Origin of the sequence: Paenibacillus sp. CECT 9249 (assembly GCF_918697855.1) — a bacterium.
Taxonomy (GTDB): domain Bacteria; phylum Bacillota; class Bacilli; order Paenibacillales; family Paenibacillaceae; genus MSJ-34.
In genome coordinates, this window is sequence record NZ_CAKKLI010000003.1 from 226,012 (window position 1) to 249,816 (window position 23,805).

The following is a 23,805-nucleotide window of genomic DNA, read 5'->3' on the forward strand; positions in this document are numbered from 1 at the left end:
AGTTTTTTTCCAAAAAATAAAAATCGAAAGTTGAAATAGGAACATTAGTTTGGTATAATAAATGGGAACGAATGTTCCGATTATCGTGCCAGGAGGGATTGTCATGACCGATTTGTTATCCTTTGAAGCGTTCTCAGCTTATTATGAGAAGGAAGAAACATGCGTGAAGGCATGGTTCGAGATGAGATGGCCGGACGGGTTCCGATGCCCCCGGTGTCAGCATCATGCCGCTTACGTCATTACGACCCGCAAACTCCCTCTATATGAATGCCAATCCTGCAGAGCGCAAACTTCGCTCATTGCCGGTACGGTCATGGAAGGCAGCCGCACCTCGCTGCGCAAATGGTTTCTGGCGATTTATCTCCATGCAAGGCCGGAGGGCGTCAACGCGATACAATTATCCCGAATCATCGAGGTAACTTACAAAACCGCTTGGCTCATCTGCCACAAGCTGCGGTATGCCATGTCCCAGACGGAATCGGCGGAGCTGTTGTCCGGACTGGTTCGCATTTCGGAAGCGATCTATGCCTTAAGGATCACGCCCGGCTCGAATTGGCATAAACAAGCACAACCTCTGCTCATCGGCGCTTCGGAGGACGGGAACGGGGTTATCGTGAAAATAAAAATCGAAAAACAGCGGAAAGAACCGATCAAAACTTGCTTTAAGCCTTTTCCGGTGGAGCATTTTATCGATCGTTATGTGGATCCGAAGGCGGCTGCCGGTGCGATTGTGACGCGCCGCATCGGACGCGACAGGAACCTAACGTTAATACGGCTTGCAGGGGAAGTGGAAACGTGGCTTGCTTGCCGGTTCGGCGGCATTGGAAGCAAGCATCTGCAAGCTTATTTGAATCATTATTGTTATATGTTCAACCATAGCAATTCCTCGCTGAAATCGCTATTCAACAGCTGCGTTACTTCACGAACGATTACTTATCCTGAGCTTGTCGGCCGTACTTCCGATTCCGGTATGGGTCATTATAAAATCGCATCCTAATGGGGTGTCCTTACTGCGATTGTTTTCATGGAATGTCTGTTTTCTTTGAATCCAGATACGTGCACTGTACCCCTGTATTGATGCAATTGCCCATGTTTTTTATAACAGCATTGAAAAAGGGCATATCTTACCTGTTTTTAATTCATTTTTGAAACTTTCTACTCTTTATTCCTTTATCCTGAGCGAGCGGGATTCCGACAAAAGGCGGGGAAAAGAACATAAGCCCAGGATCGCCGAAGTACTTCGTCAGAAGTTATTCGTTAGTGTATAGTCCCAGGCTTATTAGCGGACGCTCGCTTCGCAGTAGAATCGAACGGCGTTGCCGTAGAGGGCGGAAGCGGTTTCTTCATAAGGGAGAGCCTTCAGCTCGGCAATAGCCGCCGCGACATCCAATACCATCGCCGGATGAGTCTGCTTGCCGGCGAACGGCCCTTCGAACGGCCACGGGCCGTCCGTTTCGGTCATGATGCGATCCAGCGGATACTGTCGAACGATCGCTTGAATCTCCGGCTCGTAGAGCACGTCCGGCGTGACCGAAACATAATAGCCGTTCCCGATCATTCGCTCGATCGTCGTCGGCGCCCCTTTGAACCAATGGAAGTGGGCGCGGGTTACGCCGTGCTTTTCCAACAAGTCGCAAGCGGCGTCGGCATCCTCATAGACCGCATGCAGTACGATCGGGCGTTCCAACATTCGCGCCAGCATGACGAAACGCTCCAGCAGTTCCAAATATGCTGCATTCGGGAACGTTTCGGCCGTGCGCATTTTTTCGGCATCGCGCCGCATATAGTACGGCAGCCCGACTTCGCCGATGGCGAAATATTCGTCCCGCCGTTCGAGCATCCAGGCGATAAGCGCATCGACTTCCGCGGCGTCCGGCAGCGGCTGCTCGGGATGGAAGCCGTACGCGGGCACGATCTGCCCGGGGAAAGCTTGGAATATGGCCCGGGTTGCACGGCAGGATTGCAAATTTCGGGACACGGCGACAAGCTTTCGGACGCCGCTTTCTTTCGCTTTGGCGAGCAGCCTTTGCATGTCTTCCGGCGCATACATATCCAGATGAATATGCGAGTCCATCGCTTCGATCCGCGGCGAAGTCGAACTATTCATACGCATCTTCATTCCTTTTAAGCAACCCGTAAATGTCCTGTTTCAATTGAAGGAACGCTTCGCTATGCAGCATTTTCTCGTCCCGCGGCCGCGGGAACGGAACGGCGAATTGCCGCACGACACGAGCCGGCGAGGACGACAGCACATAGATGCGGTCGGATAAATAGATGGCCTCGTCGATGCTATGCGTCACGAGCAGCACCGATCGCCGGTGACGCTCCCACAGGCCGAGCAGCCATTGCTGCATATGGAGGCGAGTTAGCGCATCCAGCGCGCCGAACGGCTCGTCCAAGCAGATGAGCTCCTGCGGGCTCAGCATGGCCCGCACGAACGAGGCGCGCTGCTGCATGCCGCCGCTCAAGACGCGCGGATATTGCCGCTCGTATCCGCCGAGTCCGGCGCGCGCCAGCCATTCATGCGCCTGCTCGCGCAGCGCCTGGCGGGAGCGTTTGGCGCCGCCGGCAATGTCCAGCGCCATCGTCACGTTCTCCTCGATCGTGAACCACGGAAACAGCGCCGGCTGCTGCGGCATATAGCTGATCAGCCCTTTGCGGCCGGTAACGGTTTCCCCGTCGATGCGAATCCCGCCCGAATCGGGCAGCAGCAGTCCGCCGATCAATTGCAGCAGCGTGCTTTTCCCGCTGCCGGACGGTCCGACGAGCGATACGAATTCGCCTTGGCCTACGCTGAGCGTAATGTCGTCCAATACCCGATGTTGCCGGCCGTCGCGCAGAAACGATTTGCCGATGCGATCCACTTCCAATTTTGGCGCAGCCATACCTTACCGTCCTCCCTTCGAACCGGTTCTCGTATCCCGCTGCCACCGGATAACGCAGCGTTCCAACGTTACGACGAGTGCGAACAATAGCAAACTCAATGCTACAATAACGAAAATGGAGGCGAATACCCGATCCGTCATATAACCGTTGGCGGACAATCTAATAAAGATGCCAAGCCCTTCCTTCGCGCCGATCCATTCGGCGACGACGGCGGTCAATACGCTATAGGATGCGGCGATCCGCAAACCGGAGAACAGATGGGGCAGCGCGCTCGGAAACTCCAGTTTCCGCATGATCTGCCATTTGCGGGCCCCGATCATTCGCATATAGTTCAACAAATGCGGATCGGGCTGCGTCAAACCGGTTAATGTCGCGACGATGACCGGAAAGAAGCAGACGAGCATAATAAGGATTACCTTCGGCAACAGTCCGTAGCCGAGCCACATGACGAGCAGCGGCCCGGTCGTAATGACGGGAATGTTCTGAGACAAGACAAGCAGCGGATAGACGGCTGCTCGCATGCCTGGAATCAGGTGCAGCGATATGGCCAGCACGACGCCGAAGACGGCGCCCGCCCCGAATCCGAGCAAGGCGATTCGCGCCGTAGCGAACGTATGCGACCATAATCTCGCCGCAACGTCGGCGTTGCCGAATACTTCGACAATTTGCAAAGGACCGGGAAGCAGCCAAGCTTCGATATGCCCCACCGTAACGGCGGTTTGCCATCCGATCAATAAGACAAGAATAACCGCCAGCGGCGGCCATCCTTGTCGAACCCAATGTTTCACTTTCATAGCGGTCTTCCTCCCGCGTCAGTCGTATTTATGCGTCAATCTGTTCATGGAAGCGCCGCTCTTCGGATTGTACAGCACTTTGATCTGGGAAATGACGGACGGACTGCCCATCTCAATCATCGCTTCGTTCATCTGTTTGACGATATCGAGCAATTGATCCAAATCGCCTTCCATCGTCGTTTCCAGGGGGGCCACGCGATACGGTACGCCTGCTTTGGCGATCACCTCGATCGCGCGGTCCACGTAAGGAATGACGTCTTCGCCGTTTGGCGTTTTCGGAATAATTTGTATGCTTACGAGCGCTTTGGCCATGTTCATATCTCCTTTAATCGATTGATTTTCTTAAGTTCCGGATCGTTATCTCTATTCCGGTAAAAATTCGTTCGTAAACGCCTTGTCCGCATCGAGCTCTTTCTCCAGAAGATTATGCTCAAGCATCCAGTCGGCATAATTCACCCAGACTTCGCGCTTCTGTTCTCCCCAACGAGCCGCATCGGATTGGTAGTGCGGACTTAGCCACTTCTGGCTCGTCTTGACCAAATCGGCGTTCAAGTCCGGCTCCGCTTGAATGAGCACGTCGGCCGCTTCCTCGGGGCGGTCGATCGCGAATCGATACCCTTCCGCCGCGCCGGCGACAAACGCTTTTACGATGTCGGGTTTTTCCGCGATCATTTTCTCGCTGGTCGTCAATACCGGCGTATAATAATCCAGTTTGTCGCTATAATCGGTCAAATAGACGATATTGAGCGGTTCGCCCCGCAATTCCGCCTCGATTCCCGTCCAGCCGTAAAAAATCCAAGCAAAATCGATATCTCGTTTCACCGCTGTGAAAAAATCGGTCGATCCGATGTTTACGTTGTTTACCTTGCTTGCGTCGGCTCCGTCTTTTTCCATCAACGATTGCAGCATCGCTTCTTCCACGGGCGAACCCCAGCCCCCGTATGTTTTGCCTTCGAAGTCTTTCGGCGTTGTAATGTTTTTGTCGACAGGCGAAGCAAATCCCGATGTGTTATGTTGAATAATCGCCGCAATGGAGACGAGAGGCACGTTCTGAATGCGGGCGAGCGTAATTGACTCTTGTACGCCGACGCCGAATTCGGCATGGCCGGAGGCTACCATCTGATTGGAGCCGCTATCGCCCGGCTGAATAATTTCCACATCCAATCCGCGCTCCTTGAAAAAGCCTTTATCGCGCGCCACGTATAAACCCGTATGGTTCGTATTCGGAACCCAATCCAATACGACTTGTACTTTGGTGAGCTCCTGCTCCGTGTTCGCTTGTCCATTCTCCGCCGGCTTGCCGGCACCGCCGCAACCTGCCGTAATGAGCATGAATGCGCAAAGCGCAAGCCACCACGATCGTTTTCTTTTCATCCGCATATTTTCTCCACTCCTCTTTCTATTTCTTGACAAACAAAAAACGCCCCCTTATCCGGAGACGTGCGCATGGCAAAACAAATCGAAATCCTTGTTTCCTACGCTGGCATTACCCAGATCAGGTATACGGGTCAGTGTCTAACGGGACACAATCTCAGCCGGCCGATTCCCAGCACCCCGGAGGAACGTATTCTGTTATCAATTGATTATGATTATAGCAAACGCTGTCGAAAAAGCCACTATTTTTTTATTTTAACGCAAGAAATATTTTTCGGGCGAATATGAAGCCTTGCATGGCAAACTATCGTATAATAGATGGATAATGAAAAATATGGTAGTTGAATTCATGGGAGGGAGAACGAATGAAAAACAGTTTCACCGTTTTTGTATCGCCTCAATCGACTTTTGAAAGAGTGAGGGAAAAGTCGGGCTCAAGCTGGATTGCGCCATTAGTCATTGTGATCGTTTTATCCTTAATTACGATTTACTTCCAAATGCCGACGCTGGAGAAGGAAATGATCAAGACTTTCGACGCGCAAGGAATCGATCCAAGTATGCAAGAGATGGTTATCGCTACGAGTAAAGTAACGAGCTACGTGTTTGCCGTAATCATGCCTGCGATGATGGTGTTTCTCGGCGGACTGTTATTGATGCTGGTCAATTTGTTCATCCGCGGCGAAGCGAAATATATGCAGCTAGTCAACGTGTCGGCTTATTCGTCGCTGCCGTCGGCGATCGGCGGGCTTCTAACCGGTTTGCTTATGTGGACCTCGAACGTCCAGTCCGTTACCGAGGTCAGCTTAAGCTTGGGCGCTCTGGTGGCGGACAAATCAAGCGCATTATTTAAAATGGCATCGATTTTGAACCCGTTCAGCATTTGGGGTCTCGTTCTGATGATCATCGGCATGACCGTAATGAGCAAACGCCCGCGTAAACTGGTGGCGGCTTGGATCGTCGTCGGCTGGCTCTTGATCTCGATCGGAAGCTCGTTTCTATATTGAGCACAGATACATAGAATAGGGTGATGTTTCCATGAACAAAAAAATAATATGGGGCGGTTTGCTAGGGGTGTGCATTCTCGGGCTCGCGGCGTTCAACATGTACAATGTGAACAAAAGCGTCGAAGTCCGCTTAGGGGAAGCGACGGAAGGACGGATCGTCGAGCAAATCTATACGAACGGAAAACTGGAACCGCGCGAGGTGACCGATTATTTTGCGCTTATTGGCGGTACGGTAAAACAAGTCGGCATAAAAAAGGGCGACGTGGTTACGGAAGGGCAAGTGCTGTTCAAGTTTAACGTGGAAGATGTAAAAGAGCAGCTTACAATGGAACGCATCAATTTGCAAATGATTGTGGCGGAACGGGACAGCGCCAGCAAGCAATATTTTGAAAATTTTAAAAAGTTGAAGCAGGAAGATCCGAATCAGGAGATCGAGAAATTGGACTTGTCGCAATACGATTTACGCCTTAAAAACAGCAAGGTAAAAATCGAATCGCTGGAACGCAAGTTGAATAACGACGAGTTAAAGGCGAAAACGGCCGGCGTCGTGACGGAAGTGGCGGTGAGCGAAGGACAAATGGTTGCGCAAGGCAGCCCTGTCGCAACGATTGCCGATCTTACTTCATTTCAAGTAAAAGCGAACTTAAACGAATTGGATGCGGGCAAAATCGAGCCGGGAATGGACGCCGTCGTTACCGGGGACTCGATTGAAGGCGTATATAAGGGGAAAGTGACATACATATCGCCGATCGCCGTGTTGGCCGACCAGACGTCGAGGGATCCGTCCGTCGAAACGATCGTTTCCCTCGACAATGCCGCCGCGGAGCTTCGGTCCGGATATAATGTGACCGTCGAATTCGAAATTCCGGATCGAACTCGTATTTTGGTGCCGATCGACGCGGTCGTACATGCGGGGGACAAATCATACGTTTATAAAGTGGCCGACGATAAAGCGGTAAAGGTCGAAGTGACGACAGGCAAAGAAAACGAGGAGCAAATCGAAATCGTTTCAGGCGTCGGGATCGGCGAACAAATTGTTGTCGAGGGCGCGGAACGGCTGGACGACGGGATCAAGGTGAGCGTACGATGATTACACTGCGCGGGATCTCCAAAGTGTATCGCAACGGTTCCCTTGAAGTACAAGCATTGTCTCCCATCGATTTAACGATCGAAAAGGGCGAATTTGTCGCGATCATGGGTTCGTCGGGTTCGGGGAAATCGACGCTGATGAATATTATCGGCTGTCTGGATGTGCCGACAACGGGAAGCTACATGCTCGACGGGGAAGAGGTGCACACGTTAAGCGAAGAAAGTTTGGCGCGCGTCCGCAACCGGAAAATCGGATTCGTATTTCAAAGCTTCAATCTGCTGGGACGGCAAACGGTGCTGCAAAATGTGGAATTGCCGATGATGTATGCCGGCATCGCCAAGCCGGAACGAACGGAGCGGGCGCTCGCGCTGCTGGAGAAGGTGGGGCTGAAGGATCGCGTGAAGCACCGGCCGACCGAGCTGTCCGGCGGGCAGAAGCAGCGCGTCGCGATTGCTCGCGCCTTAACGATGAACGCTCCGATTCTGCTCGCGGACGAGCCGACAGGAAACTTGGACACCAAATCGTCGCACGATATTATGGGCTTGTTCCAACAAATCCATGGCGAAGGAACAACGATCGTGCTAGTCACCCATGAACCCGATATCGCGGAACATGCCGGCAGGGTCGTATGGTTTGGCGATGGGAAGCTCATCAAGGATACGCGCAAAGGAAGTGCCGTCACATGAGTATTTGGGAAAGCGTTCTGGTTGCATTGGACAATTTGCGGCTGAACAAGCTGCGTTCCTTTCTGACGATGATCGGAATCGTGTTCGGCGTGGCGGCGGTTGTGACGGTCGTGTCGATCGGCCAAGCCGGACAGTCGTCGATCGTATCCGCGGTTTCGAACTTTAAAGACGGCTATTTTGTGATCTATGCGAATCCGATGGAATCGGTTCAAGGGGATACCGATATCCGCATGCGCGACATTACGGAAGTCCGCAAGCTTGACGGAGTCCGTTATTCTTCCTCCTCCAATCCGTATTCCATGACCACCAAATTTAAAAAGGATACATTAAAATTTACGGTAACGGCGACGATGTCCGATTCCTTTAAAATGCAAAATATCGATTTGGCGGCAGGGAGGTTTTTTACCGCCCAGGAGGAGCGCGCCCGGCTGAAAGTGATCGTAGTCGATGCGGATTACGCCGAGAAAGTGTTCGGATCGGCGAAGCAGGCGCTAAACCGCAAAATCGTTCTATCCGGCGGGACGTTCCGCATCGTTGGCGTGTATAAGCCGCAAAAAAATATTTTGAGCGGCATAGGCGGCGAGCAGTATACCGGTTTTGCGCCGATTGCCGCGATGCCGGCTTCCGGCGACGGGGGCGCGGAACGCTTTCAGGCGATGGAAGTGCTCGCCAATTCGCCCGAGAACATCGACGAAACCGTCAAAGCCGTGAAGAAATGGCTGGCCGACAAGCATAACGTCTCCGAGAACGCGTATATGACGCAGACGGGCAAAGAGGCCGAGGAGATGGTTTCAAGCACGTTCTCGATCCTGCAAACGATTATCGGCTCGATCGCCGGCATTTCGCTGCTGGTCGGCGGCATCGGAGTCATGAACATTATGCTCGTATCGGTTACGGAAAGGACGCGTGAAATCGGAATCCGCAAAGCGATCGGGGCGACGCCGGGTGCGATTATGGTGCAATTTATGATCGAGGCGGTCATTTTATCGTTCATCGGAGGGACGGCAGGGGCGCTGTTAGGGCTGTTTTGCGCGTTTCTATTCTCGGTTCTGTCCGGCTGGCCGTTCGTCGTGTCGCTATGGGCGATCTTGCTTGCGTTCGGCTTCTCCGCGGCGGTCGGCATCTTCTTCGGCTTGTATCCGGCGAACAAAGCTTCGAAGCTGCATCCGATCGAATCATTGCGATACGAATAATGGAATATCCGTATCCGTTCAAAGGAAAGCGCCTGTCGCGGGAAACCGCTGGCAGGCGCTTAGTCGTTTAAATGACGTTGCTGTATTGTTCTTCCGTCAGAATGCGTTCAGACTGGGCATAAGCCGGCTTTCCCGGCATATAATGAATCGCGCGCAAAAAGCGGATCGTGCGCGTCTTGGCGCGCATGACGACGGAATGCGTCTCCGCCTGCTCTTCCGGCAAAGCGCGCACGCCGCCGAGGAAATGGCCCGGCGTAATGCCGGTCGCTGCAAAAATGACATCGTCGGTGCCGATCATGTCTTCCATTCGCAGCGTCTTGAACGGATTGCCGATCCCCATGTCGAGACAGCGCTGCAACTCAATGTCGTTGGCCGGCATGAGCCGCCCTTGCAGTTCGCCGCCGAGGCAATAGAGCGCGGCCGCGGCGAGGACGCCTTCCGGAGCGCCGCCGGAGCCTACGTACAGATCGACGCCGGTATCGGCGAAGGCGGGAGCCATGGCGCCCGCAACATCGCCAGCGCTGAGCAGTTGAATGCGGACGCCGGCGTCGCGCAGCACGTTCATTTCGTTCGCATGGCGGTCCCGATCCAGAATGGAAACGTTCAGCTCGGAGAGCTTCTTGCCGAGATGTTCCGCGGCTTTGCGCAATGTCAGCTCGAGCGGATCGTCGAGGCTGAGCTTATTCTTCAATGCGGGACCTACGGCAAGTTTCTGCATGTACATGTCCGGCGCATGCAGCAAATTGCCTTGGTCGGCAATCGCCACGACGGCAAGCGCGCCGTTTCCGCCTTTCGATACAAGCTCGGTGCCTTCGACGGGATCGACGGCAATATCGACGGCCGGGCCGTCGCCGCATCCCAGCTTCTCGCCCACATACAGCATCGGGGCTTCGTCCATCTCGCCTTCGCCGATGACGACTCTGCCTTGGATCGCAACGGAATTGAACATTTGCCGCATCGAAGCGGTAGCGGCTTCGTCGGCCTCGTTCTTGAGTCCCCGTCCGATCCATTGCGATGCGGACAATGCGGCCGCTTCCGTAACACGTACGATTTCTAAAGATAATTGTCTCTCCATGTGGTTCCCCTCCACGATATTATATAGTATGTCATATATACATTGAAATATGTTATAACAAATAATATAATATACATCAATGAAAATCAACCCGTATTTTTAAAAACAGGCGGCATAATTTTTGTCGAGGTACAGGCCGGACGAGAAGAAGGAGGGAATAATGGAAAAGATGAGTGTGTAAATATTTTGTATCGGGAAAACTATTTATAAGTCATATGCTTGGTTATATATGACGTCATAATTGTCCGATGTTGAAATACGAGCTTTTGAGCAGGTAATTGCGACAACAGGCAAGAAAGCGGTGCGGAACAAAACTTAACAAATGAGGAAACATGGGAGGGCTTTCAATGAGCGATTCGGGAAAAAGCGGGCATGGCTTGAAGCTGGGCGTTATTTTATGCAAATGGTGCCATCGTGTCATTGATGAAATGGATACCGAGAAAGTGGTCGTTTACTATTTGGAATGCGATCGGGAAGATTGCGCGAAAGACCGGGACAGCCGATTGGAAGTCGGATAAATAGATTGTCTAGCGGCGCTTTTTCCATTATCATTAGAACAAAGAACAAGGTACTGGTAAAATAAGTTTAAGCGATTTCTTGGAATCGCCGGAAAACATCGTTAGGAGTGAGTGGTCATTCAACTCTCGTCACGCCAATATGAAATATTACAACTCGTTCAAAAACAGGCTCCTATCACCGGAGAGCAAATTGCGGAACAATTGGGCGTCAGCAGACCGACAATCCGTTCGGATTTGTCGATTCTAGTCATGCTTGGATATTTGGATGCTAAGCCGAAGGTGGGATATTTTCCGGGAAAATCGGTGGCGGCTTACAATGCGCCGTTCAAATTGGATTTGAAAGTGAAGGACGTACAACTGCTGCCGGTCATCGTTCGGGAGACGGCAACGGTCAACGATGCGGTTGTATCCTTATTTCTCGGCAATACGGGAACATTGATCGTGGCGGATGCGGACGGAATCCTGCTCGGCGTTATATCCAGCAAAGATTTGCTGAAGGTGACGCTAGGGAACCCGAATGCCGCTTCCATGCCGGTCAGCATCGCGATGACGCGAACTCCCAATATCGTGACCATATCTCCCGAAGATCATATTATCGACGCGGCGAAAAAAATGGTGGAACATCAAATCGACACGCTCCCGGTCGTCGTTTCGCGTTCGGACGAACATAAGCAGGATAAATGGGAAGTTGTCGGCAGAGTGACGAAAACGACGATCACGAAATTAATATTGCGCATGGGCGCAGATTTATAGAGAGAGCCTAACAGGGAAAGGGGAACTATGCGGATGGGGCAGAAGCCACAGCAAACGATTACGATTTGTTCGGACTCCGTTGGGGAGACGGCCGAAATCGTCGTGAAAGCGACGATGAGACAATTTAGCGGCCACGACGTGCGGCTGCAGCGGATCGGACATATTAAACAAGAGGACGAAATAAGGACCATTATGGAAGAGGTAAGCCGCAACGGCGGTTTTGTCGCCTATACGCTGGTTCAACCGGAACTTAGGGAAATGATGAAAGCCGAGGCCATTCGTTTGGGCGTTCGCGCCGTCGATATTATGGGTCCGATGATGCAAGCGTATATCGATACGTTTAACGATTCGCCGCGGCGCAAGCCGGGCTTGCTCCATCAAATGGACGAAGACTATTTTCGCCGGATGGAGGCGATCGAATTTTCGGTCAAATGCGACGACGCCAAAGATACGACGTCGCTGCTGCAAGCCGATATCGTATTGCTGGGCGTATCAAGGACGTCGAAAACGCCGCTTAGCATTTTCTTAAGCCATAAAGGCTACAAAACGGCGAACCTCCCGATCGTGCCGGAGGTGAAGCCGCCGAAAGAGCTGTTCGATTTGCCGCGAAATCGGGTGATCGTACTAACGATGGATGCGGGACAATTGCTCAAGATCCGTACGGAACGTCTCAGGACGCTGGGGCTGCCTTCCGTTTCCGCCTACGCCACGATGGAACGCATTCAAGAAGAGTTGGAATACGCCTCCGTCCTGGCGGCGCAATTGGATTGTCCCGTCATCGACGTTACCGATAAAGCGATCGAAGAAACGGCCGGCATTATTTTAGGATATTTGAACTGAAACATAACAAAGGAGTTGCCTGATAGCGAACCCGCTAAGGGCAACTCCTTGTCGTTGCAAGCTTTATTTCGTCAAATCGCGCACGCCTTGGTAGATCGTATCGAACAATTCGTCCAAATACTCCTCCTCGATGCAGGAGAAGGCGACGCGAAGATCGGTTTCGCCCAAGGCGATCGTGCCGATGCCGTATCGATCGAGCAAATGCGTGCGCAGCGTTTCGGCGTCAATCGTTTTCAGCTTCAGGCACATGAAATATCCGGAATTGAACGGATAGTAGTCCCACGCCTCGTTGTACTTGCCGCTGTCAAGCAGCGATTTGACGCGATTGGCGCGGCCTTTCATAATTTCGAATTTCTCGCGTTTCTGCTCTTCGAATTCGGGAGCGTTCAATGCTTGAAGGACGAACGTTTGCGACGGATGCGAGCAACTGGATACGGTAGCGCGAATGATGCCGATCGTTTTTTGTTCCAACGCGCTAAGGATCGCTTCGGACTCGGCCGCGAACGTAATGAATCCGACGCGGAACCCCCAGACGTATTCTTCTTTCGTCGCGCCGTCGACTTTCACCGGCAGGATGTTCGGATGGAGTCCGGCCAGCTTGCCGAACAACGATTGATGCAGCGAATCCTCGAAGAAGAGGCCAAAGTACGCATCGTCCGTCACCGCGACGACTTTGATTCCCGCTTCGGCCGCGTCAAGGATGGCCGCTACGATTTCATCGCCCTCCTGCGGGCCTGGCGTATAGCCCGTCGGATTGTTCGGGAAGTTAAGCACGAGGATGGCTTTGCCTTTATCCTTCTGCGCCAGCAGCGCTTGACGCAGCCCCTCGCTGTTAAATCGATTGCGCTCGTTATACAGCGGGAAATTAACGATTTGCGCGCCGCGGCGAATGCCGAACGTCAACTCGTAATTCTCCCAATTTTTATCCGGGAAAATGACCGCGTCGCCCGTCTCGGCGAACAAATCGGCCACGACGCTTAAACCGTGCGTGAGCGCATTGGTAACGATCGGATTGCCGAACGATTTATTTTCAAGCGCCGGATTTTCCTGAATCATCTTCTTGCGCCAAGCCGCCCGCAATTCCGGTTTTCCCGCAGGAGGAGCATACGGATACAAATCTTTCGGTTGATACGCGGATAATGTATCTTGGATCACCTTCAGGTGCATCGGAGCGTTGCCCTCCGTCGCGATCCCGATCGTGGCATTGTATTTTTTCGCTTTGCTCGCCGCTTCCGCCGATTGGCTTAAAATGCCTTCTTTCGGAAAATAAATGTCCTTTCCCAACTGTGACAACATCGCATACACATTTGCATTTTCGCGTTGAATGGTGTCGTTCAACTGCTGAGCCAGTGGATTCATCTCATGCCATCCCTTCCAAAATCTTGGTTTTTAGTTTCCCATCGCTTGTATCCGAATTATATCATTTTTGCAAATGCGGTGTCACTTACATTCTAGACGGCAATAGATTCATAAAGGATGGGCGGATCGGGAAAAACGCGCTCCAAACTGCTGGCCGGCGCAGTGACGATGATGTCATTTATGATGCGGACAGTATCGCTTCATCAATTCGATTGTGGCGGCGTCCAGCGGTTCCTGTCTCTGCTCCAATCCTGCGACAACTTTATCGAAACGGGGTTCCTTCATATTTTGGCCGAATTTAAACTTGGCGCTGACCGACTCCACGCATATTTTGACAACGGCAACGCCGCGCAGTTGTTTAGCATAATCGGCATCGTCCGGATCGATCGGCTCATATCCGCCTTCGGGCTGCAATTTCTCCATAAAGGCGGTTAAGCTTCGCGCCTTCTCCGCCAAATCGTCGACGGCTTGCGCCGTTCCTTTGAACAGCACGGATTTAAAATAAGACGTTGCCGGGCAGGCGAGCTTCGGATCGGAAAAGTAGGAAGGGATAATGGCATATTCTTTGGCTACAGCGAATGTCACGTTCGGATGGAGCCGCAAATGTTCCATCTTCTCTCCGATCTTGCTGCCGTGAAAATAGACCGCATCGTCCGTATGCACGAAATTCAACGGGGTGACTCTCGGCCACCCGTCTTCCCCGATCGTACCTAAAAAACCGCAGCTCATTTCCGCCAAAAACGTATCGATTTCCTGCCGCTCCGCAATGGAAAATTCTTTTCTGCGCATGGGATTCATCTCCTGTCGATTTTGATATTCTCCTAGAATAGTCGGTTTGTTGACAATAAAAAAGATCCAATTTACAGTGGAATTATTGGACCAATGATCCGGCTTATTTGACAGGAGGCGATTCAATGGATTTTTATATCCCTTTCGATTCGTATTTACGGGAATACCGCTATAAATATTTGGCTTTGTATCATGCGATGCGCACGGCGATTGTGAGCGGGACGGTTCCCTATGGAACGAAGCTGCCCTCCAGCCGCGAAATGGCGAAATTATACGAGGTTTCGCGAGGGAGCGTCAATCAAGTGTACGAGATGCTGCTATCGGAAGGCTTTGTCGCGGCCGAAGTGGGCAGAGGGACGTTCGTCAGCTACCGCTCGCCCGCTTCCTCCTCCGCTGTTGTCGAACAAGCGGAAATCTCCATGTCGGATTGGGGCAAACGGGTAGCCGTCATGCCGTCGTATCACGGAAGCCGCGCTGCTGCGGGAATGCATGACCGAACGGGAAAGGGAAAGGTTGATCTCCAAGCATGGCATATTTCTACGGATCATTTTCCGGCGGACGAATGGAACCGGGCGCTCTATGCCGAGGTAAGGCGAACGCTGCGCCAAAGCGGGACGGATTCTCTCCATCCATTCGGGCATTTGCCGCTCCGGCAAGCGATTTCTCATCATTTGCGCAGAATGCGCGGCATCGCGGCGCCTGCCGAGCATATTTGCATATACAACGGGTCGATGCAGGCGATCGCATTGCTCGCGCAATTATTGGTGAACGAAGGGGACCCGGTTGTGATAGAGAATCCTTGTTATCCCGGCACCGCAAGGGCTGTTCGCATGTTTGGCGGCAATATCGTAAAGGGCCGGGTGGACGGGAACGGAATCGTGCCGGACGACTGGAACGCCAATCTACTGTTCGTGACGCCGAGCCGGCATTTCCCGACAGGGGCGGTGCTTCCGTTGGAACGAAGAAGACAGCTGCTGACATGGGCGGCCGGCAGGAAGGCGATCATCGTCGAGGATGATTACGACAGCGAATTCCGTTACGGAGGACGGCCGATCGAACCGTTGAAAACGTTGGACAGCCAAGGCTGCGTCGTATATGTCGGCACGTTCTCCAAGACGATGTATCCCGACTTGCGCATCGGTTACGCGGTGCTTCCGCCGGGGCTGGTCGAACCGATGAACCGCGCGAAGCATTTATACGAGCCGTATCCGTCATCGCTGCTGGAGCAGCGTGCCCTCGCCGCGTTTATGAAATCGGGCCATTACGAACGCCACTTGCGCAGAATGAAGCGGATTTACGGCAGAAAATACGCCGTATTGTACAAAGCGCTGCAGGAGATGGCCGCCGATTTGTTCGATATCGTTCCATGCGACGCCGGACTGCATATATACGGCGTATGGCGTCATTCGGCCGAAGCTTACGAGCGATGGGGCAGCCTTGCCGAAGCCAAGGGCGTCATATGGAGCGACGGCCGAAGATATCAGTTGGAGGGCGGTCATCCTGCGGCATGTTTCGGCTTTGCCCATTTGGTGGACGAGCAGCTTGAGCGGGGCGTTCGGATCATGGCGGAAGCTTGGCGGGAATATGAAGCGGAAGCATCGGTTTAAGGGAAGCGAGAAGATATGGTACACTATGGTTCAAGAGGTTGTTCAAAAAGTCCCCTTTTGATCACGAAGATGAACTGGGAGCGAGCTCGACATCGAATTTTGCGTTCACCCTCGAAGTCCGGTGCTCGTGTAGGTTTTGCCTACACTCCGCTCCTCCTTCTTCGGGTTCTCGCAACCTTCTCGGTGCTGAAAAGTCGACTTTTTGAACACGCACTTCAATAGAGATTGATTCACAATGATCGAAATTCGCTTATAATCAGGGAGGTTCGTTACGCATGATAGACGCATCGCCATCCTCATATGTTTTGAAGCCCTCGTTTGCCAAAATCGTATGTGAGCCGGGGTGGAAATGGGCGAAACGGGAAAAGCCGATGCCCAATTACGATTTATTCTATGTTTGGAGCGGCGAAGGCGAAGTGTTGTTGAACGACCGGGCATACCGGGTTTCGAAGGGAAGCTGTTTTCTGTTTCGGCCGGGAGACCATACGAGCGCGACGCATGATCCGCAGCGTCCGCTCGTGCTGACCTATATTCATTTCGATGTAAGCGAACCGGTCCGGTCCATACCGGCGCCTTACCGTAAGCTGCGGGAAACGGTCGATTTCGAATATATGCTGTCGCGTTACGTTCGTTTGTTCCTGGTGAAAACGTATGCGGCGGAGGAAGAGGCAAAGCTCATATTGAAGCAAATGATGATCCATTTGCTGAGGGAGGATTTGGAGGAGCCGGTCGAGCGGAAAGCGAGCCATCGCGTCACGGAAGCGATCCATGAAATCGCCAATTATGTGCGACAAAATCCCGGCGCCGCGCACCGCGTTGAAGATTTGGCGGCGCGGGCGCAGCTCTCGCCTCGCTACTTGTCCATCAAATTCAAAGAATTGATCGGCGTGCCGATCCAATCGTATATGATTCGCACCCGAATCGAACGCGCCGAGCATTTGCTTCATCATGCGGGGATGAACGTCACGGAAGTGGCCGAAGCGCTCGGGTACCGCGACATCTTCTTCTTCAGCCGCCAATTCAAGCGATACACCGGAAAAAGCCCATCGGAAATCCGTTAGTTAGAAGTCGACTGTCGACTCTTTTTCGAACGCGCATTAAGACGTTCGGCCGTTCTCTTGCGGCTGCAGCGTTCCCAACGCTTCGCCCATTCTCACCTTATGCCCGACGGCTAAGTCTTCGCGCGGCGCAAACGTGCCGTCTTCGGTCAGCAGCACGACCGTCGAACCGAACTCGAAATAAGCGAGTTCCTGACCGCGTCCCCATAATTGCGCCCGCTCGTCCACATACTTGATGCTGCTGACGTTGAGCGCTCCGACCTTGACGACGGCAACTTCGCCGCCATCGTGGCGGATATAAGTAACGAGCCGCTCGTTTCGGCTTAATACCCGCTTCATATGGCGAAGGCCGAAATCGTTGACGGGGTATACTTTGCCCGGAATATGTTCCGTCTCGATCCGTTCGCCGGCGACCGGCGTATGGATGCGGTGGTAATCGGTCGGACTTAAATACAATACGAAATAATAGCCGTCTTTATATTTCTCCATGCGCGGCGACCGGTTCAGAAGTTCCGCCAGCGTATAGTCCTGTCCTTTCACATTGACGATCAACCCCGTTTCGATCGTACCCATTCCGGTAATGAGCGCGTCTACGGGGCTGACCAATATTCCCGGACGGCTATCGATCGGGCGCGCTCCCGGCTTCAGACGTCTCGTAAAAAATTCGTTTAACGAATCGTATTCGTGCAGCGCTTTTTCCGCATCCTCCACTCGAATGCCGTACATTTTCGCAAATTTCGGAATGAACGGTTTGCTCGCTCCCGATTTTGCAAACGCTCCGGTCAACCGCGACAACCATTTGCGCGAGGAGAGCTCGGTTAGCAGCCGCATCCAATGTTTTGCCATATTTTATGCTCACCTGTCCTTCCCGTTAATCTTGACATAGAACGGCGGGCAAATCAATATTTTTCGCACGCTCAAATGAATAGAGAGATCTTGTCTCCGCAGGCGTATCGCGTAATCGGCGCATCGTAAAAAAGGGGTTGCTCATTCCGCGATTATGGTATATGTTATAGTCAATTACATAACGATACGGGGGCTTGAGGATTCAGGCTGAGATTGTAGCTAGTCAACCGCTACCGACCGTTAATCTGATCTGGATAATGCCAGCGGAGAGAATCATGATTCGACAAAGGGCCCTTTCTAACCGTCTGTGTATTTCCAGACGGTTTTTTTATGTAAAATTTCATAAAAAAGGGAGAGTTTGACAAGAAATGAATCAAGCGATTGGTAATGCGTACCGGAAAGGCTTGAAGTTTTCCGATATTTTAGTAACGGTGTTTCTGGCTTTGGTGCTTGGCGTCGTGTACCGGTTTTGGGGCGTCGTCTACGATTTGTTCAAGCCGTTCTTTTTTCAATCCGATGAAATCGTATACGGCATGTGGTTTATTGCGTCGACAATCGCCTTTCTGATCGTCCGCAAACCGGGCGTCGCGCTGTTGGCGGAACTGGCCGCGGCCCATGTGGAATTGCTGTTCGGCTCGGAATGGGGGATCCAAATGTTTCTTTACGGACTTGTGCAAGGGTTGTGCGCGGAGCTTGTATTCGCGGCATTCCGTTACCGGAATTACGGGATCGCGGCGGCATCGCTCGCCGGCGTGGCGATGGCGGTCGGTTCCGCGCTTGTCGATTATTCGTACGGGTATATCGCCGATTACGAGGCATGGATGTTTTTCGTCAAATACGGTTTGCGCTGCGTTAGCTCCGTCTTAATCACCGGGATATTCGCCTATTATGTCGTCAAAGCGTTGGAAGCGACGGGAGTTACCAATTTGGTGCGTCCGGTGGCCGCGTCGGAATATGAATCGTTGAAGAATGAGAACTGACGAAAGCGAGGCGGGAAAATGGCGGCGATTGCACAAACGGAAGCGGTAGGCGTCGGTCAATTGCGATTAAAGTTTCCGGGAGAACAAACCTTTGTGTTCCGCGATTTGTCCTTAACCGTACCGGCCGGGCAGAAAGTATTGCTGCTCGGCCCAAGCGGATGCGGGAAATCGACGCTGCTGCAGGTGCTCGGAGGGCTCATTCCCGATTCGATTGAAGTGCCGCTCGTATACGATTCCATTCGCGTTCCCGACTCGTGCGGATTCGTATTCCAGGATCCGGATACGCAGTTCTGCATGCCGTATGTCGACGAAGAATTGGCGTTCGTGCTGGAAAACTTGTCAGTGCCCAGAGAACAAATGCGGGCACGTATGACTGAAGCGCTTGCGCAGGTCGGCCTCGCGCTGGACGATCTCCATACCCCCGTAAAGCGCCTGTCCCAAGGGATGAAGCAGCGGCTCGCGCTCGCGTCCGCGCTGTTGCTTGATCCGGACGTATTGTTTCTCGACGAGCCGACGGCGCTGCTCGATCCGGAAGGAACGCGGCAAGTTTGGGAATCGGTAAGCAAGATTGCGGACGGCAAAACGATATTGATCGTAGAGCACAAAATCGACCGGATTGCCGAGCTCGCAGACCGGGTCGTCTTGCTGAACGATGAAGGAGCCATTATCGCCGACGGCGAGCCGAACGTCGTATTCCGCACCTGCCGGGGTCAATTGCAGGAATACGGCATCTGGCATCCCGGCGTGTGGGAGAATTATTCCGCTTCGCCGTCCTATCGGCGGTTGACCGATCAACATCGTGTGCCGGAGGCCGCTCAAAGGCCGGTTATCGTATTGCGCGACTGGAAAGGGTTCCGCGGGAATGAAGGGCGCATCGCGGTAGAAGAGGCGGAAATCTATCCCGGCGATTGGATCGCCGTCGTCGGAGACAACGGAGCGGGCAAAAGCACGCTGCTCCTCTCGCTTATGCAGCTGCTGCGGACGGAGGGGAAGTATGAGCTGAACGGGCGCGATCTGTCCGCAAGCGGCAGCCAAGGCTCCCGCAACCGGCAACGCCCTATGGCGGACGATGTCGGATTCGTCTTTCAAAATCCGGAGTTCCAATTTGTAACCAATACCGTCTATGACGAGATCGCATACTCGCTAAGGCGGGACGGCGCGAAGAGCGCCGCTCGGATCGAAGCGGCCGTTGCGCAAATGCTCGCGCTGTTCGATCTTGATGTAGGTCCGGGGCGTCATCCGTATCAGCTCTCAACCGGACAGAAGCGTCGGCTTAGCGTCGCGACTGCGGTCGTATGCGGACAGCGGGTGCTGCTCCTGGACGAACCGACCTTCGGTCAGGACGCGCGCAATACGTTTGCGATTCTTGAAACGTTGGAACAATTGCGGCAGCAAGGCACCGCGATTGTAACCGTAACGCACGACCCGCAGGCGGTTCGTCATTTCGCGACGCATGTTTGGCAAATCGCAGACGGCAAGCTCGTCCGGCGCGATCCGGCCGAACGGTGCCCATTCATCGCAAGCGGCCGGGCGGAACGGGAGGAGGAGAAGCGATATGAACTTGCTCGAACCCGCTAAAGAGACATGGCTGCACAGGGTGAACCCCGCCTTGAAGCTTGCCGCTTTTCTCGGTCTGTTCGTCGTCGCCTTGTTGACCCATCGGCCCGATTTCGCGTTATTTCAAGCGATTGTGTACATTGCGCTGCTGTTCTTGTCCAGCGGCCATTCGCGGTGGAAGATGGCGGCGCTTATGCTGCCGTTTCTGCTCGTCTTCCTCTCTTCGTCGTCGACGATGATCTTGTTCGGCAGGGGAGACACCGTTTGGTGGACATGGGGTTTGCTGAAAATTTCCGAGGAAAGCTTTTACCGCGGCATTCATATCGGATTGAAATCGGTTTGCTGCGCGGCCGCGGGTTTGCTGTTTGCGCTTACGACCCGTCCGTCGCTGTTGTTCTACGCCCTGATGCAGCAATTTCGCATGCCTCCCCGGTTCGCATACGGCTTTTTGGCGTCGATGCGTCTGCTGCCGATCGTATGGGAAGAGTTTGTCACGCGCAAGCATGCGCTGCAAGTGCGCGGCGTACGCTATGCCCAAGGGGTGAAAGGCTTGTACGAAAGGCTGTCTATGTATGCGGTCCCGCTTCTTGCCCAAAGCATACGGCGGGCGCAGCGGATCGCGGTTGCGATGGAAGCGAAGCGGTTTCGGATGCGGGCGAAACGTACGTACTATTATGCGACCTCCTATTCGATTGCGGACCTCGTATTTATCGTTTGTTTCGCCGCGCTTGTGACAGCCGCTTATGCGGCGGCGTTCCGCTTCCCGGTTTTCGGCATCGACGATGTGCGCTATATGAGCAAATCGCTTTGACAGCCGGTCTCGTTCTCGCCGCCGCCCGATTCCCCGGAGCCGGAGCGCAGCAAAAAATCGGCGTAAGCGATAGGATTGCTATAAGTGGCCCGCCATATGTCGTACATGCGCGCCTTCAGAAAACCGTATCTCCGGCCGCATCCGTTGGATTCGATAAACTTGACTTCCCCTTGGCTGGTAATGCCGATATCGAATCCGAGATCGGCAAGATGAGGCAGCTTCGACTCCATCCGCTTGGCGATGGAAAGCGATACGGCATCGATCCGTTCCTTCAGCTCTTGCACAGGGAAATGCGGCAGCGCCGCGGGCAGCAATTGTTCAATGCGGCTAACCGATCCGCCGTTCGCCACATTGGTAATATATCTGCCTGCTCCCGCCACTTTGCCGATGATGCCCGTAACTTGCCACTGGCCGCTTCCGTCACGCTGCACGACGACGCGCAGGTCGAAGGGGCGGCCGTTGTAAGCGGCGAGCGGAATATATTGCTGGATGATATATTTTTTGTGCGAGGTGAACGCCGAGACCGCTTTCGGCATTTCCTTCGCTCTCGCATACGCCGTCTTCACGCCCGCTTTGCCTGCGGGATAGTACAGTTTCCATCCCGACGAGTAACGAAGCAGTTTGATGACCCCTTGCCCCAAACTGGCGTTGTTCGGCTTTAAAATCAAGGAGTCGTGCCGTTGCATCATCAATTTGAGATTATCCGCGGTGTACAGCATCGTATCGGGGAGATGGCCGATTACTTCAGGTTCCTCGCGCAATATGCGGTCGATGACGATTTTGCCGTACCGGTTCGTTTCGTTAAATATTTGAATCCCTTGCCTGACGAGTTCTTTGATGCGATCATGCGACTCTTTGCGGAAGTATAATGCGCGATTATGAATAACCCGCGGAATCGGAACGGTTTTTCTCACATATCCGTACTTGCCTTTCACATAGGCGACGGCTTCTTTCTTATCAGGATGCAAATCCGCCAACCGTACATAACAAGGCGTAATGCCGTAACGCTTGCCGGCTTCTTCGTAACAGGACAGCGACTCCTGTTTCGGTTTCCCGCTTGGGATCCCCCGATACGTTCCTGAGTTGACCAAAATGCCCACATAATTGTTCCCCATGAACGAAAGTCCCTCCTGCCAGAAGTAGTTCAACAAAAGCAAATCGTAGAATACGCGCTCGAAGATTTCTGTCGTACAGTTTATGCCGCCGCCCTGTCGGCCCGTATGGTCGAATGTGTCCCCGCATTCGTCTATTTTTCCGCCATTGTCACCATCGGATAGGCCGGTTGTATATGCTAACGTAGCATACTCCGGCGCAGTTCTCTCCCACTTCCAGCTGCCGGAGGCTTCATCACTTCTCGAAGGAAAGGGGTTGATCGTTTGAGCGCGCCAAAAGTCGCCGTCGTAACGCCGGGATCTTTCACGATTCCTTCTAAACGAAGCAGCTCGGTGGAACGCGTGGTCGAGCAAGTATGTCCGCTAATCAAACATCGGGCGAATGTGCGCATTTTCGGCAGAACGGGCAAGGGGCTTCGCAGATTCGGCCTCATTAAGGGCGTCCCTTGCGAACGGTTTCCGGCAGGGAAAGGCGGGAAGTATATCTCGGCCGTCTATTTGCGGTTAAAAACGTTTAAGCCCGATCTCATTCAAGTGGAGAACCGGCCGCGCTTCGCTTATTTTTTGAAGAAGAAAATGCCCAAATCGCGCGTCTGGCTATACCTGCATTCCACGACGTTTCTTTCCAAACGTCATATCGGAACGCAGCAACTCGCTCGCAGTTTGCGCGCCGTCGATCGCATCGTCGTAAACAGCGCGTTTCTCAAAAATCATATCGGACAGCTGTTTCCCGGTATAAAGGGGAAAATCTCGGTCAATCATCTGGGCGTCGATCCGGACAGTTTCACGTCGCGTTGGAGCAAAAAAGGAGGGCAGCTGCGGGAGGAGTGGCTGCGCAAGCACAGAATGCAGGGGCGCAAAATCATTCTTTTCCTTGGCCGATTAATTCCGATGAAAGGCGTGCATCATTTGCTTCGCGTCGTTCCGGACGTTGTAAAAGAAGATCCGTCGGCGCTTTTTGTCATCGTAGGCAGCGCTTTTTACGGTTCCAAACGGAAAACGCCCTATGTGCGCAAGCTGGAACGGGCGGCAAAGCCGTATTCCAAGCATATCCGTTTCATTCCATACGTGCCGTACGACCAGGTAGCGCGTTGGTTCGGCGCGGCGGATATCGCCGTCGTCCCTTCGTCCGCGCGCGAGGCGTTCGGCTTGGTCAATGTGGAGGCCATGGCGGCGGGAATTCCGGTCATCGCAACAAGGGCCGGAGGAATGAAGGAAATCGTCGCGGACGGCGAAACCGGATATTTGCTGGACCCGCAAATGTTGCGAAGCCAATTGAAAGCGCGTTTAACGCAGCTTTTGCGCGACGAGACGCTCAGGAAACGGTTGGGAACAGCGAGCGCGGAACGGGTTCGGGAACAGTTTACATGGCGTCATACGGCCGACCGTTGGATCAAAATGATCGAGAGCGAAGTCACGTAAATGGCTGTAGAATCGTATCGATGAAATTTCATTGTCCGATTTTTCTAGGCG

Annotated in this window: 24 protein-coding genes and 2 riboswitches; of the genes, 14 read left to right on the forward strand and 10 right to left on the reverse strand. The window is 53.2% G+C overall.

Annotated elements, in window-relative coordinates; all coding sequences use genetic code 11:
* Positions 1–103 precede the first annotated feature (103 nt).
* Complete coding sequence (locus LQ229_RS04490; RefSeq protein WP_230191047.1) at positions 104–997, forward strand: transposase; 894 nt, start codon at positions 104–106, stop codon at positions 995–997.
* Between the two features lie 282 nt (positions 998–1,279).
* Here LQ229_RS04490 and LQ229_RS04495 read toward each other — a convergent pair whose 3' ends face one another.
* From LQ229_RS04495 to LQ229_RS04515, 5 genes are read right to left on the reverse strand one after another with little or no spacing between them, the layout of a single operon-like run.
* Entirely contained in the window at positions 1,280–2,113 is an 834-nt protein-coding gene (locus LQ229_RS04495; RefSeq protein ID WP_356709594.1) for a TatD family hydrolase, read from the reverse strand.
* Positions 2,100–2,885 carry an ABC transporter ATP-binding protein gene (locus LQ229_RS04500; protein WP_230191048.1) on the reverse strand — a complete coding sequence of 262 codons (786 nt, stop codon included), beginning with the start codon at positions 2,883–2,885 and terminating at the stop codon, positions 2,100–2,102. The genes LQ229_RS04495 and LQ229_RS04500 overlap by 14 nt, the downstream gene beginning before the upstream one ends.
* Before the next feature lie 3 nt (positions 2,886–2,888).
* On the reverse strand, positions 2,889–3,680 hold the full coding sequence (locus LQ229_RS04505; RefSeq protein WP_216536605.1) for an ABC transporter permease: 792 nt from the start codon (positions 3,678–3,680) through the stop codon (positions 2,889–2,891).
* Positions 3,681–3,698: 18 nt separating this feature from the next.
* Positions 3,699–3,992 carry an MTH1187 family thiamine-binding protein gene (locus LQ229_RS04510; protein ID WP_216536604.1) on the reverse strand — a complete coding sequence of 98 codons (294 nt, stop codon included), beginning with the start codon at positions 3,990–3,992 and terminating at the stop codon, positions 3,699–3,701.
* A gap of 51 nt (positions 3,993–4,043) precedes the next feature.
* A complete protein-coding gene (locus LQ229_RS04515; RefSeq protein WP_216536603.1) occupies positions 4,044–5,060 on the reverse strand; it encodes an ABC transporter substrate-binding protein in 1,017 nt (338 codons plus the stop codon).
* Positions 5,061–5,133: 73 nt separating this feature from the next.
* A riboswitch (TPP riboswitch) is annotated at positions 5,134–5,247 on the reverse strand.
* 172 nt (positions 5,248–5,419) lie between these two features.
* On the opposite strand from LQ229_RS04515, the gene LQ229_RS04520 reads away from it, so the two are divergent.
* The 4 genes from LQ229_RS04520 to LQ229_RS04535 are packed head-to-tail and all read left to right on the forward strand — an operon-like array spanning position 5,420 to position 9,027.
* Positions 5,420–6,058, forward strand: a complete 639-nt coding sequence (locus LQ229_RS04520) for a Yip1 family protein (protein ID WP_216536602.1) — start codon at positions 5,420–5,422, stop codon at positions 6,056–6,058.
* Between the two features lie 31 nt (positions 6,059–6,089).
* Complete coding sequence (locus tag LQ229_RS04525; RefSeq protein WP_216536601.1) at positions 6,090–7,148, forward strand: efflux RND transporter periplasmic adaptor subunit; 1,059 nt, start codon at positions 6,090–6,092, stop codon at positions 7,146–7,148.
* Complete coding sequence (locus LQ229_RS04530; protein WP_216536600.1) at positions 7,145–7,834, forward strand: ABC transporter ATP-binding protein; 690 nt, start codon at positions 7,145–7,147, stop codon at positions 7,832–7,834. The genes LQ229_RS04525 and LQ229_RS04530 overlap by 4 nt, the downstream gene beginning before the upstream one ends.
* Positions 7,831–9,027 carry an ABC transporter permease gene (locus tag LQ229_RS04535; RefSeq protein ID WP_230191049.1) on the forward strand — a complete coding sequence of 399 codons (1,197 nt, stop codon included), beginning with the start codon at positions 7,831–7,833 and terminating at the stop codon, positions 9,025–9,027. The genes LQ229_RS04530 and LQ229_RS04535 overlap by 4 nt, the downstream gene beginning before the upstream one ends.
* A gap of 67 nt (positions 9,028–9,094) precedes the next feature.
* Here LQ229_RS04535 and glpX read toward each other — a convergent pair whose 3' ends face one another.
* Positions 9,095–10,102: a class II fructose-bisphosphatase gene (gene glpX, locus LQ229_RS04540; protein ID WP_216536598.1), complete on the reverse strand. Its 1,008-nt coding sequence runs from the start codon at positions 10,100–10,102 to the stop codon at positions 9,095–9,097.
* Positions 10,103–10,449: 347 nt separating this feature from the next.
* On the opposite strand from glpX, the gene LQ229_RS04545 reads away from it, so the two are divergent.
* The 3 genes from LQ229_RS04545 (at position 10,450) to LQ229_RS04555 (ending at position 12,213) form a co-directional block, all read left to right on the forward strand.
* Positions 10,450–10,620, forward strand: coding sequence for a GapA-binding peptide SR1P (locus tag LQ229_RS04545; RefSeq protein ID WP_216536597.1), 171 nt, complete (start codon positions 10,450–10,452; stop codon positions 10,618–10,620).
* A 111-nt stretch (positions 10,621–10,731) separates the two neighbouring features.
* Positions 10,732–11,373 carry a helix-turn-helix transcriptional regulator gene (locus LQ229_RS04550; protein WP_216536596.1) on the forward strand — a complete coding sequence of 214 codons (642 nt, stop codon included), beginning with the start codon at positions 10,732–10,734 and terminating at the stop codon, positions 11,371–11,373.
* Positions 11,374–11,406: 33 nt separating this feature from the next.
* The gene (locus LQ229_RS04555; protein WP_216536595.1) at positions 11,407–12,213 is read left to right on the forward strand and encodes a pyruvate, water dikinase regulatory protein; all 807 of its coding nucleotides are present in this window, start codon (positions 11,407–11,409) and stop codon (positions 12,211–12,213) included.
* A gap of 63 nt (positions 12,214–12,276) precedes the next feature.
* Here LQ229_RS04555 and LQ229_RS04560 read toward each other — a convergent pair whose 3' ends face one another.
* Together LQ229_RS04560 and LQ229_RS04565 are read right to left on the reverse strand one after the other, a co-directional pair.
* On the reverse strand, positions 12,277–13,572 hold the full coding sequence (locus tag LQ229_RS04560; protein WP_230191050.1) for an aminotransferase class I/II-fold pyridoxal phosphate-dependent enzyme: 1,296 nt from the start codon (positions 13,570–13,572) through the stop codon (positions 12,277–12,279).
* A gap of 174 nt (positions 13,573–13,746) precedes the next feature.
* A complete protein-coding gene (locus LQ229_RS04565) occupies positions 13,747–14,361 on the reverse strand; it encodes a pyridoxamine 5'-phosphate oxidase family protein (protein ID WP_216536593.1) in 615 nt (204 codons plus the stop codon).
* Between the two features lie 125 nt (positions 14,362–14,486).
* On the opposite strand from LQ229_RS04565, the gene LQ229_RS04570 reads away from it, so the two are divergent.
* Positions 14,487–15,968 (forward strand): PLP-dependent aminotransferase family protein, encoded by a 1,482-nt coding sequence (locus LQ229_RS04570; protein WP_216536592.1) that lies wholly within the window; start codon positions 14,487–14,489, stop codon positions 15,966–15,968.
* 275 nt (positions 15,969–16,243) lie between these two features.
* Positions 16,244–17,029, forward strand: a complete 786-nt coding sequence (locus tag LQ229_RS04575; RefSeq protein WP_216536591.1) for an AraC family transcriptional regulator — start codon at positions 16,244–16,246, stop codon at positions 17,027–17,029.
* 36 nt (positions 17,030–17,065) lie between these two features.
* Here the strand turns inward: LQ229_RS04575 and asd are convergent, their stop codons facing one another.
* Positions 17,066–17,872 (reverse strand): archaetidylserine decarboxylase, encoded by an 807-nt coding sequence (gene asd / locus LQ229_RS04580; RefSeq protein WP_216536590.1) that lies wholly within the window; start codon positions 17,870–17,872, stop codon positions 17,066–17,068.
* Positions 17,873–18,048: 176 nt separating this feature from the next.
* Positions 18,049–18,161, forward strand: a riboswitch (TPP riboswitch).
* A gap of 79 nt (positions 18,162–18,240) precedes the next feature.
* Here asd and LQ229_RS04585 point away from each other — a divergent pair.
* Genes LQ229_RS04585 through LQ229_RS04595 form a run of 3 tightly spaced genes read left to right on the forward strand, consistent with a single transcriptional unit; the run spans position 18,241 to position 21,220 of the window.
* Entirely contained in the window at positions 18,241–18,852 is a 612-nt protein-coding gene (locus LQ229_RS04585; RefSeq protein ID WP_216536589.1) for an ECF transporter S component, read from the forward strand.
* Between the two features lie 18 nt (positions 18,853–18,870).
* Positions 18,871–20,430, forward strand: a complete 1,560-nt coding sequence (locus LQ229_RS04590) for an ABC transporter ATP-binding protein (protein ID WP_216536588.1) — start codon at positions 18,871–18,873, stop codon at positions 20,428–20,430.
* The gene (locus LQ229_RS04595) at positions 20,408–21,220 is read left to right on the forward strand and encodes an energy-coupling factor transporter transmembrane component T (protein WP_216536587.1); all 813 of its coding nucleotides are present in this window, start codon (positions 20,408–20,410) and stop codon (positions 21,218–21,220) included. Before LQ229_RS04590 ends, LQ229_RS04595 begins: the two co-directional genes overlap by 23 nt.
* Here LQ229_RS04595 and LQ229_RS04600 read toward each other — a convergent pair.
* A complete protein-coding gene (locus tag LQ229_RS04600; RefSeq protein ID WP_216536586.1) occupies positions 21,199–22,335 on the reverse strand; it encodes a YheC/YheD family protein in 1,137 nt (378 codons plus the stop codon). The two genes, LQ229_RS04595 and LQ229_RS04600, sit on opposite strands and share 22 nt — an antisense overlap.
* A gap of 261 nt (positions 22,336–22,596) precedes the next feature.
* On the opposite strand from LQ229_RS04600, the gene LQ229_RS04605 reads away from it, so the two are divergent.
* The gene (locus LQ229_RS04605; protein WP_216536585.1) at positions 22,597–23,754 is read left to right on the forward strand and encodes a glycosyltransferase family 4 protein; all 1,158 of its coding nucleotides are present in this window, start codon (positions 22,597–22,599) and stop codon (positions 23,752–23,754) included.
* The last annotated feature ends 51 nt before the right edge of the window (positions 23,755–23,805 follow it).

Excerpts from the sequence above, each read along its gene's own strand:
- LQ229_RS04560 (WP_230191050.1), bottom strand. The coding sequence starts at position 13,572 with ATGAATCCACTGGCTCAGCAGTTGAACGACACCATTCAACGCGAAAAT.
- LQ229_RS04520 (WP_216536602.1), top strand. The coding sequence starts at position 5,420 with ATGAAAAACAGTTTCACCGTTTTTGTATCGCCTCAATCGACTTTTGAA.
- LQ229_RS04515 (WP_216536603.1), bottom strand. The coding sequence starts at position 5,060 with ATGCGGATGAAAAGAAAACGATCGTGGTGGCTTGCGCTTTGCGCATTC.
- LQ229_RS04505 (WP_216536605.1), bottom strand. The coding sequence starts at position 3,680 with ATGAAAGTGAAACATTGGGTTCGACAAGGATGGCCGCCGCTGGCGGTT.
- glpX (WP_216536598.1), bottom strand. The coding sequence starts at position 10,102 with ATGGAGAGACAATTATCTTTAGAAATCGTACGTGTTACGGAAGCGGCC.
- LQ229_RS04525 (WP_216536601.1), top strand. The coding sequence starts at position 6,090 with ATGAACAAAAAAATAATATGGGGCGGTTTGCTAGGGGTGTGCATTCTC.
- LQ229_RS04570 (WP_216536592.1), top strand. The coding sequence starts at position 14,487 with ATGGATTTTTATATCCCTTTCGATTCGTATTTACGGGAATACCGCTAT.
- LQ229_RS04585 (WP_216536589.1), top strand. The coding sequence starts at position 18,241 with ATGAATCAAGCGATTGGTAATGCGTACCGGAAAGGCTTGAAGTTTTCC.
- LQ229_RS04510 (WP_216536604.1), bottom strand. The coding sequence starts at position 3,992 with ATGGCCAAAGCGCTCGTAAGCATACAAATTATTCCGAAAACGCCAAAC.
- LQ229_RS04555 (WP_216536595.1), top strand. The coding sequence starts at position 11,407 with ATGGGGCAGAAGCCACAGCAAACGATTACGATTTGTTCGGACTCCGTT.
- LQ229_RS04535 (WP_230191049.1), top strand. The coding sequence starts at position 7,831 with ATGAGTATTTGGGAAAGCGTTCTGGTTGCATTGGACAATTTGCGGCTG.
- LQ229_RS04545 (WP_216536597.1), top strand. The coding sequence starts at position 10,450 with ATGAGCGATTCGGGAAAAAGCGGGCATGGCTTGAAGCTGGGCGTTATT.
- LQ229_RS04590 (WP_216536588.1), top strand. The coding sequence starts at position 18,871 with ATGGCGGCGATTGCACAAACGGAAGCGGTAGGCGTCGGTCAATTGCGA.
- asd (WP_216536590.1), bottom strand. The coding sequence starts at position 17,872 with ATGGCAAAACATTGGATGCGGCTGCTAACCGAGCTCTCCTCGCGCAAA.
- LQ229_RS04530 (WP_216536600.1), top strand. The coding sequence starts at position 7,145 with ATGATTACACTGCGCGGGATCTCCAAAGTGTATCGCAACGGTTCCCTT.
- LQ229_RS04565 (WP_216536593.1), bottom strand. The coding sequence starts at position 14,361 with ATGCGCAGAAAAGAATTTTCCATTGCGGAGCGGCAGGAAATCGATACG.
- LQ229_RS04595 (WP_216536587.1), top strand. The coding sequence starts at position 20,408 with ATGAACTTGCTCGAACCCGCTAAAGAGACATGGCTGCACAGGGTGAAC.
- LQ229_RS04490 (WP_230191047.1), top strand. The coding sequence starts at position 104 with ATGACCGATTTGTTATCCTTTGAAGCGTTCTCAGCTTATTATGAGAAG.
- LQ229_RS04600 (WP_216536586.1), bottom strand. The coding sequence starts at position 22,335 with ATGGGGAACAATTATGTGGGCATTTTGGTCAACTCAGGAACGTATCGG.
- LQ229_RS04575 (WP_216536591.1), top strand. The coding sequence starts at position 16,244 with ATGATAGACGCATCGCCATCCTCATATGTTTTGAAGCCCTCGTTTGCC.
- LQ229_RS04500 (WP_230191048.1), bottom strand. The coding sequence starts at position 2,885 with ATGGCTGCGCCAAAATTGGAAGTGGATCGCATCGGCAAATCGTTTCTG.
- LQ229_RS04495 (WP_356709594.1), bottom strand. The coding sequence starts at position 2,113 with ATGCGTATGAATAGTTCGACTTCGCCGCGGATCGAAGCGATGGACTCG.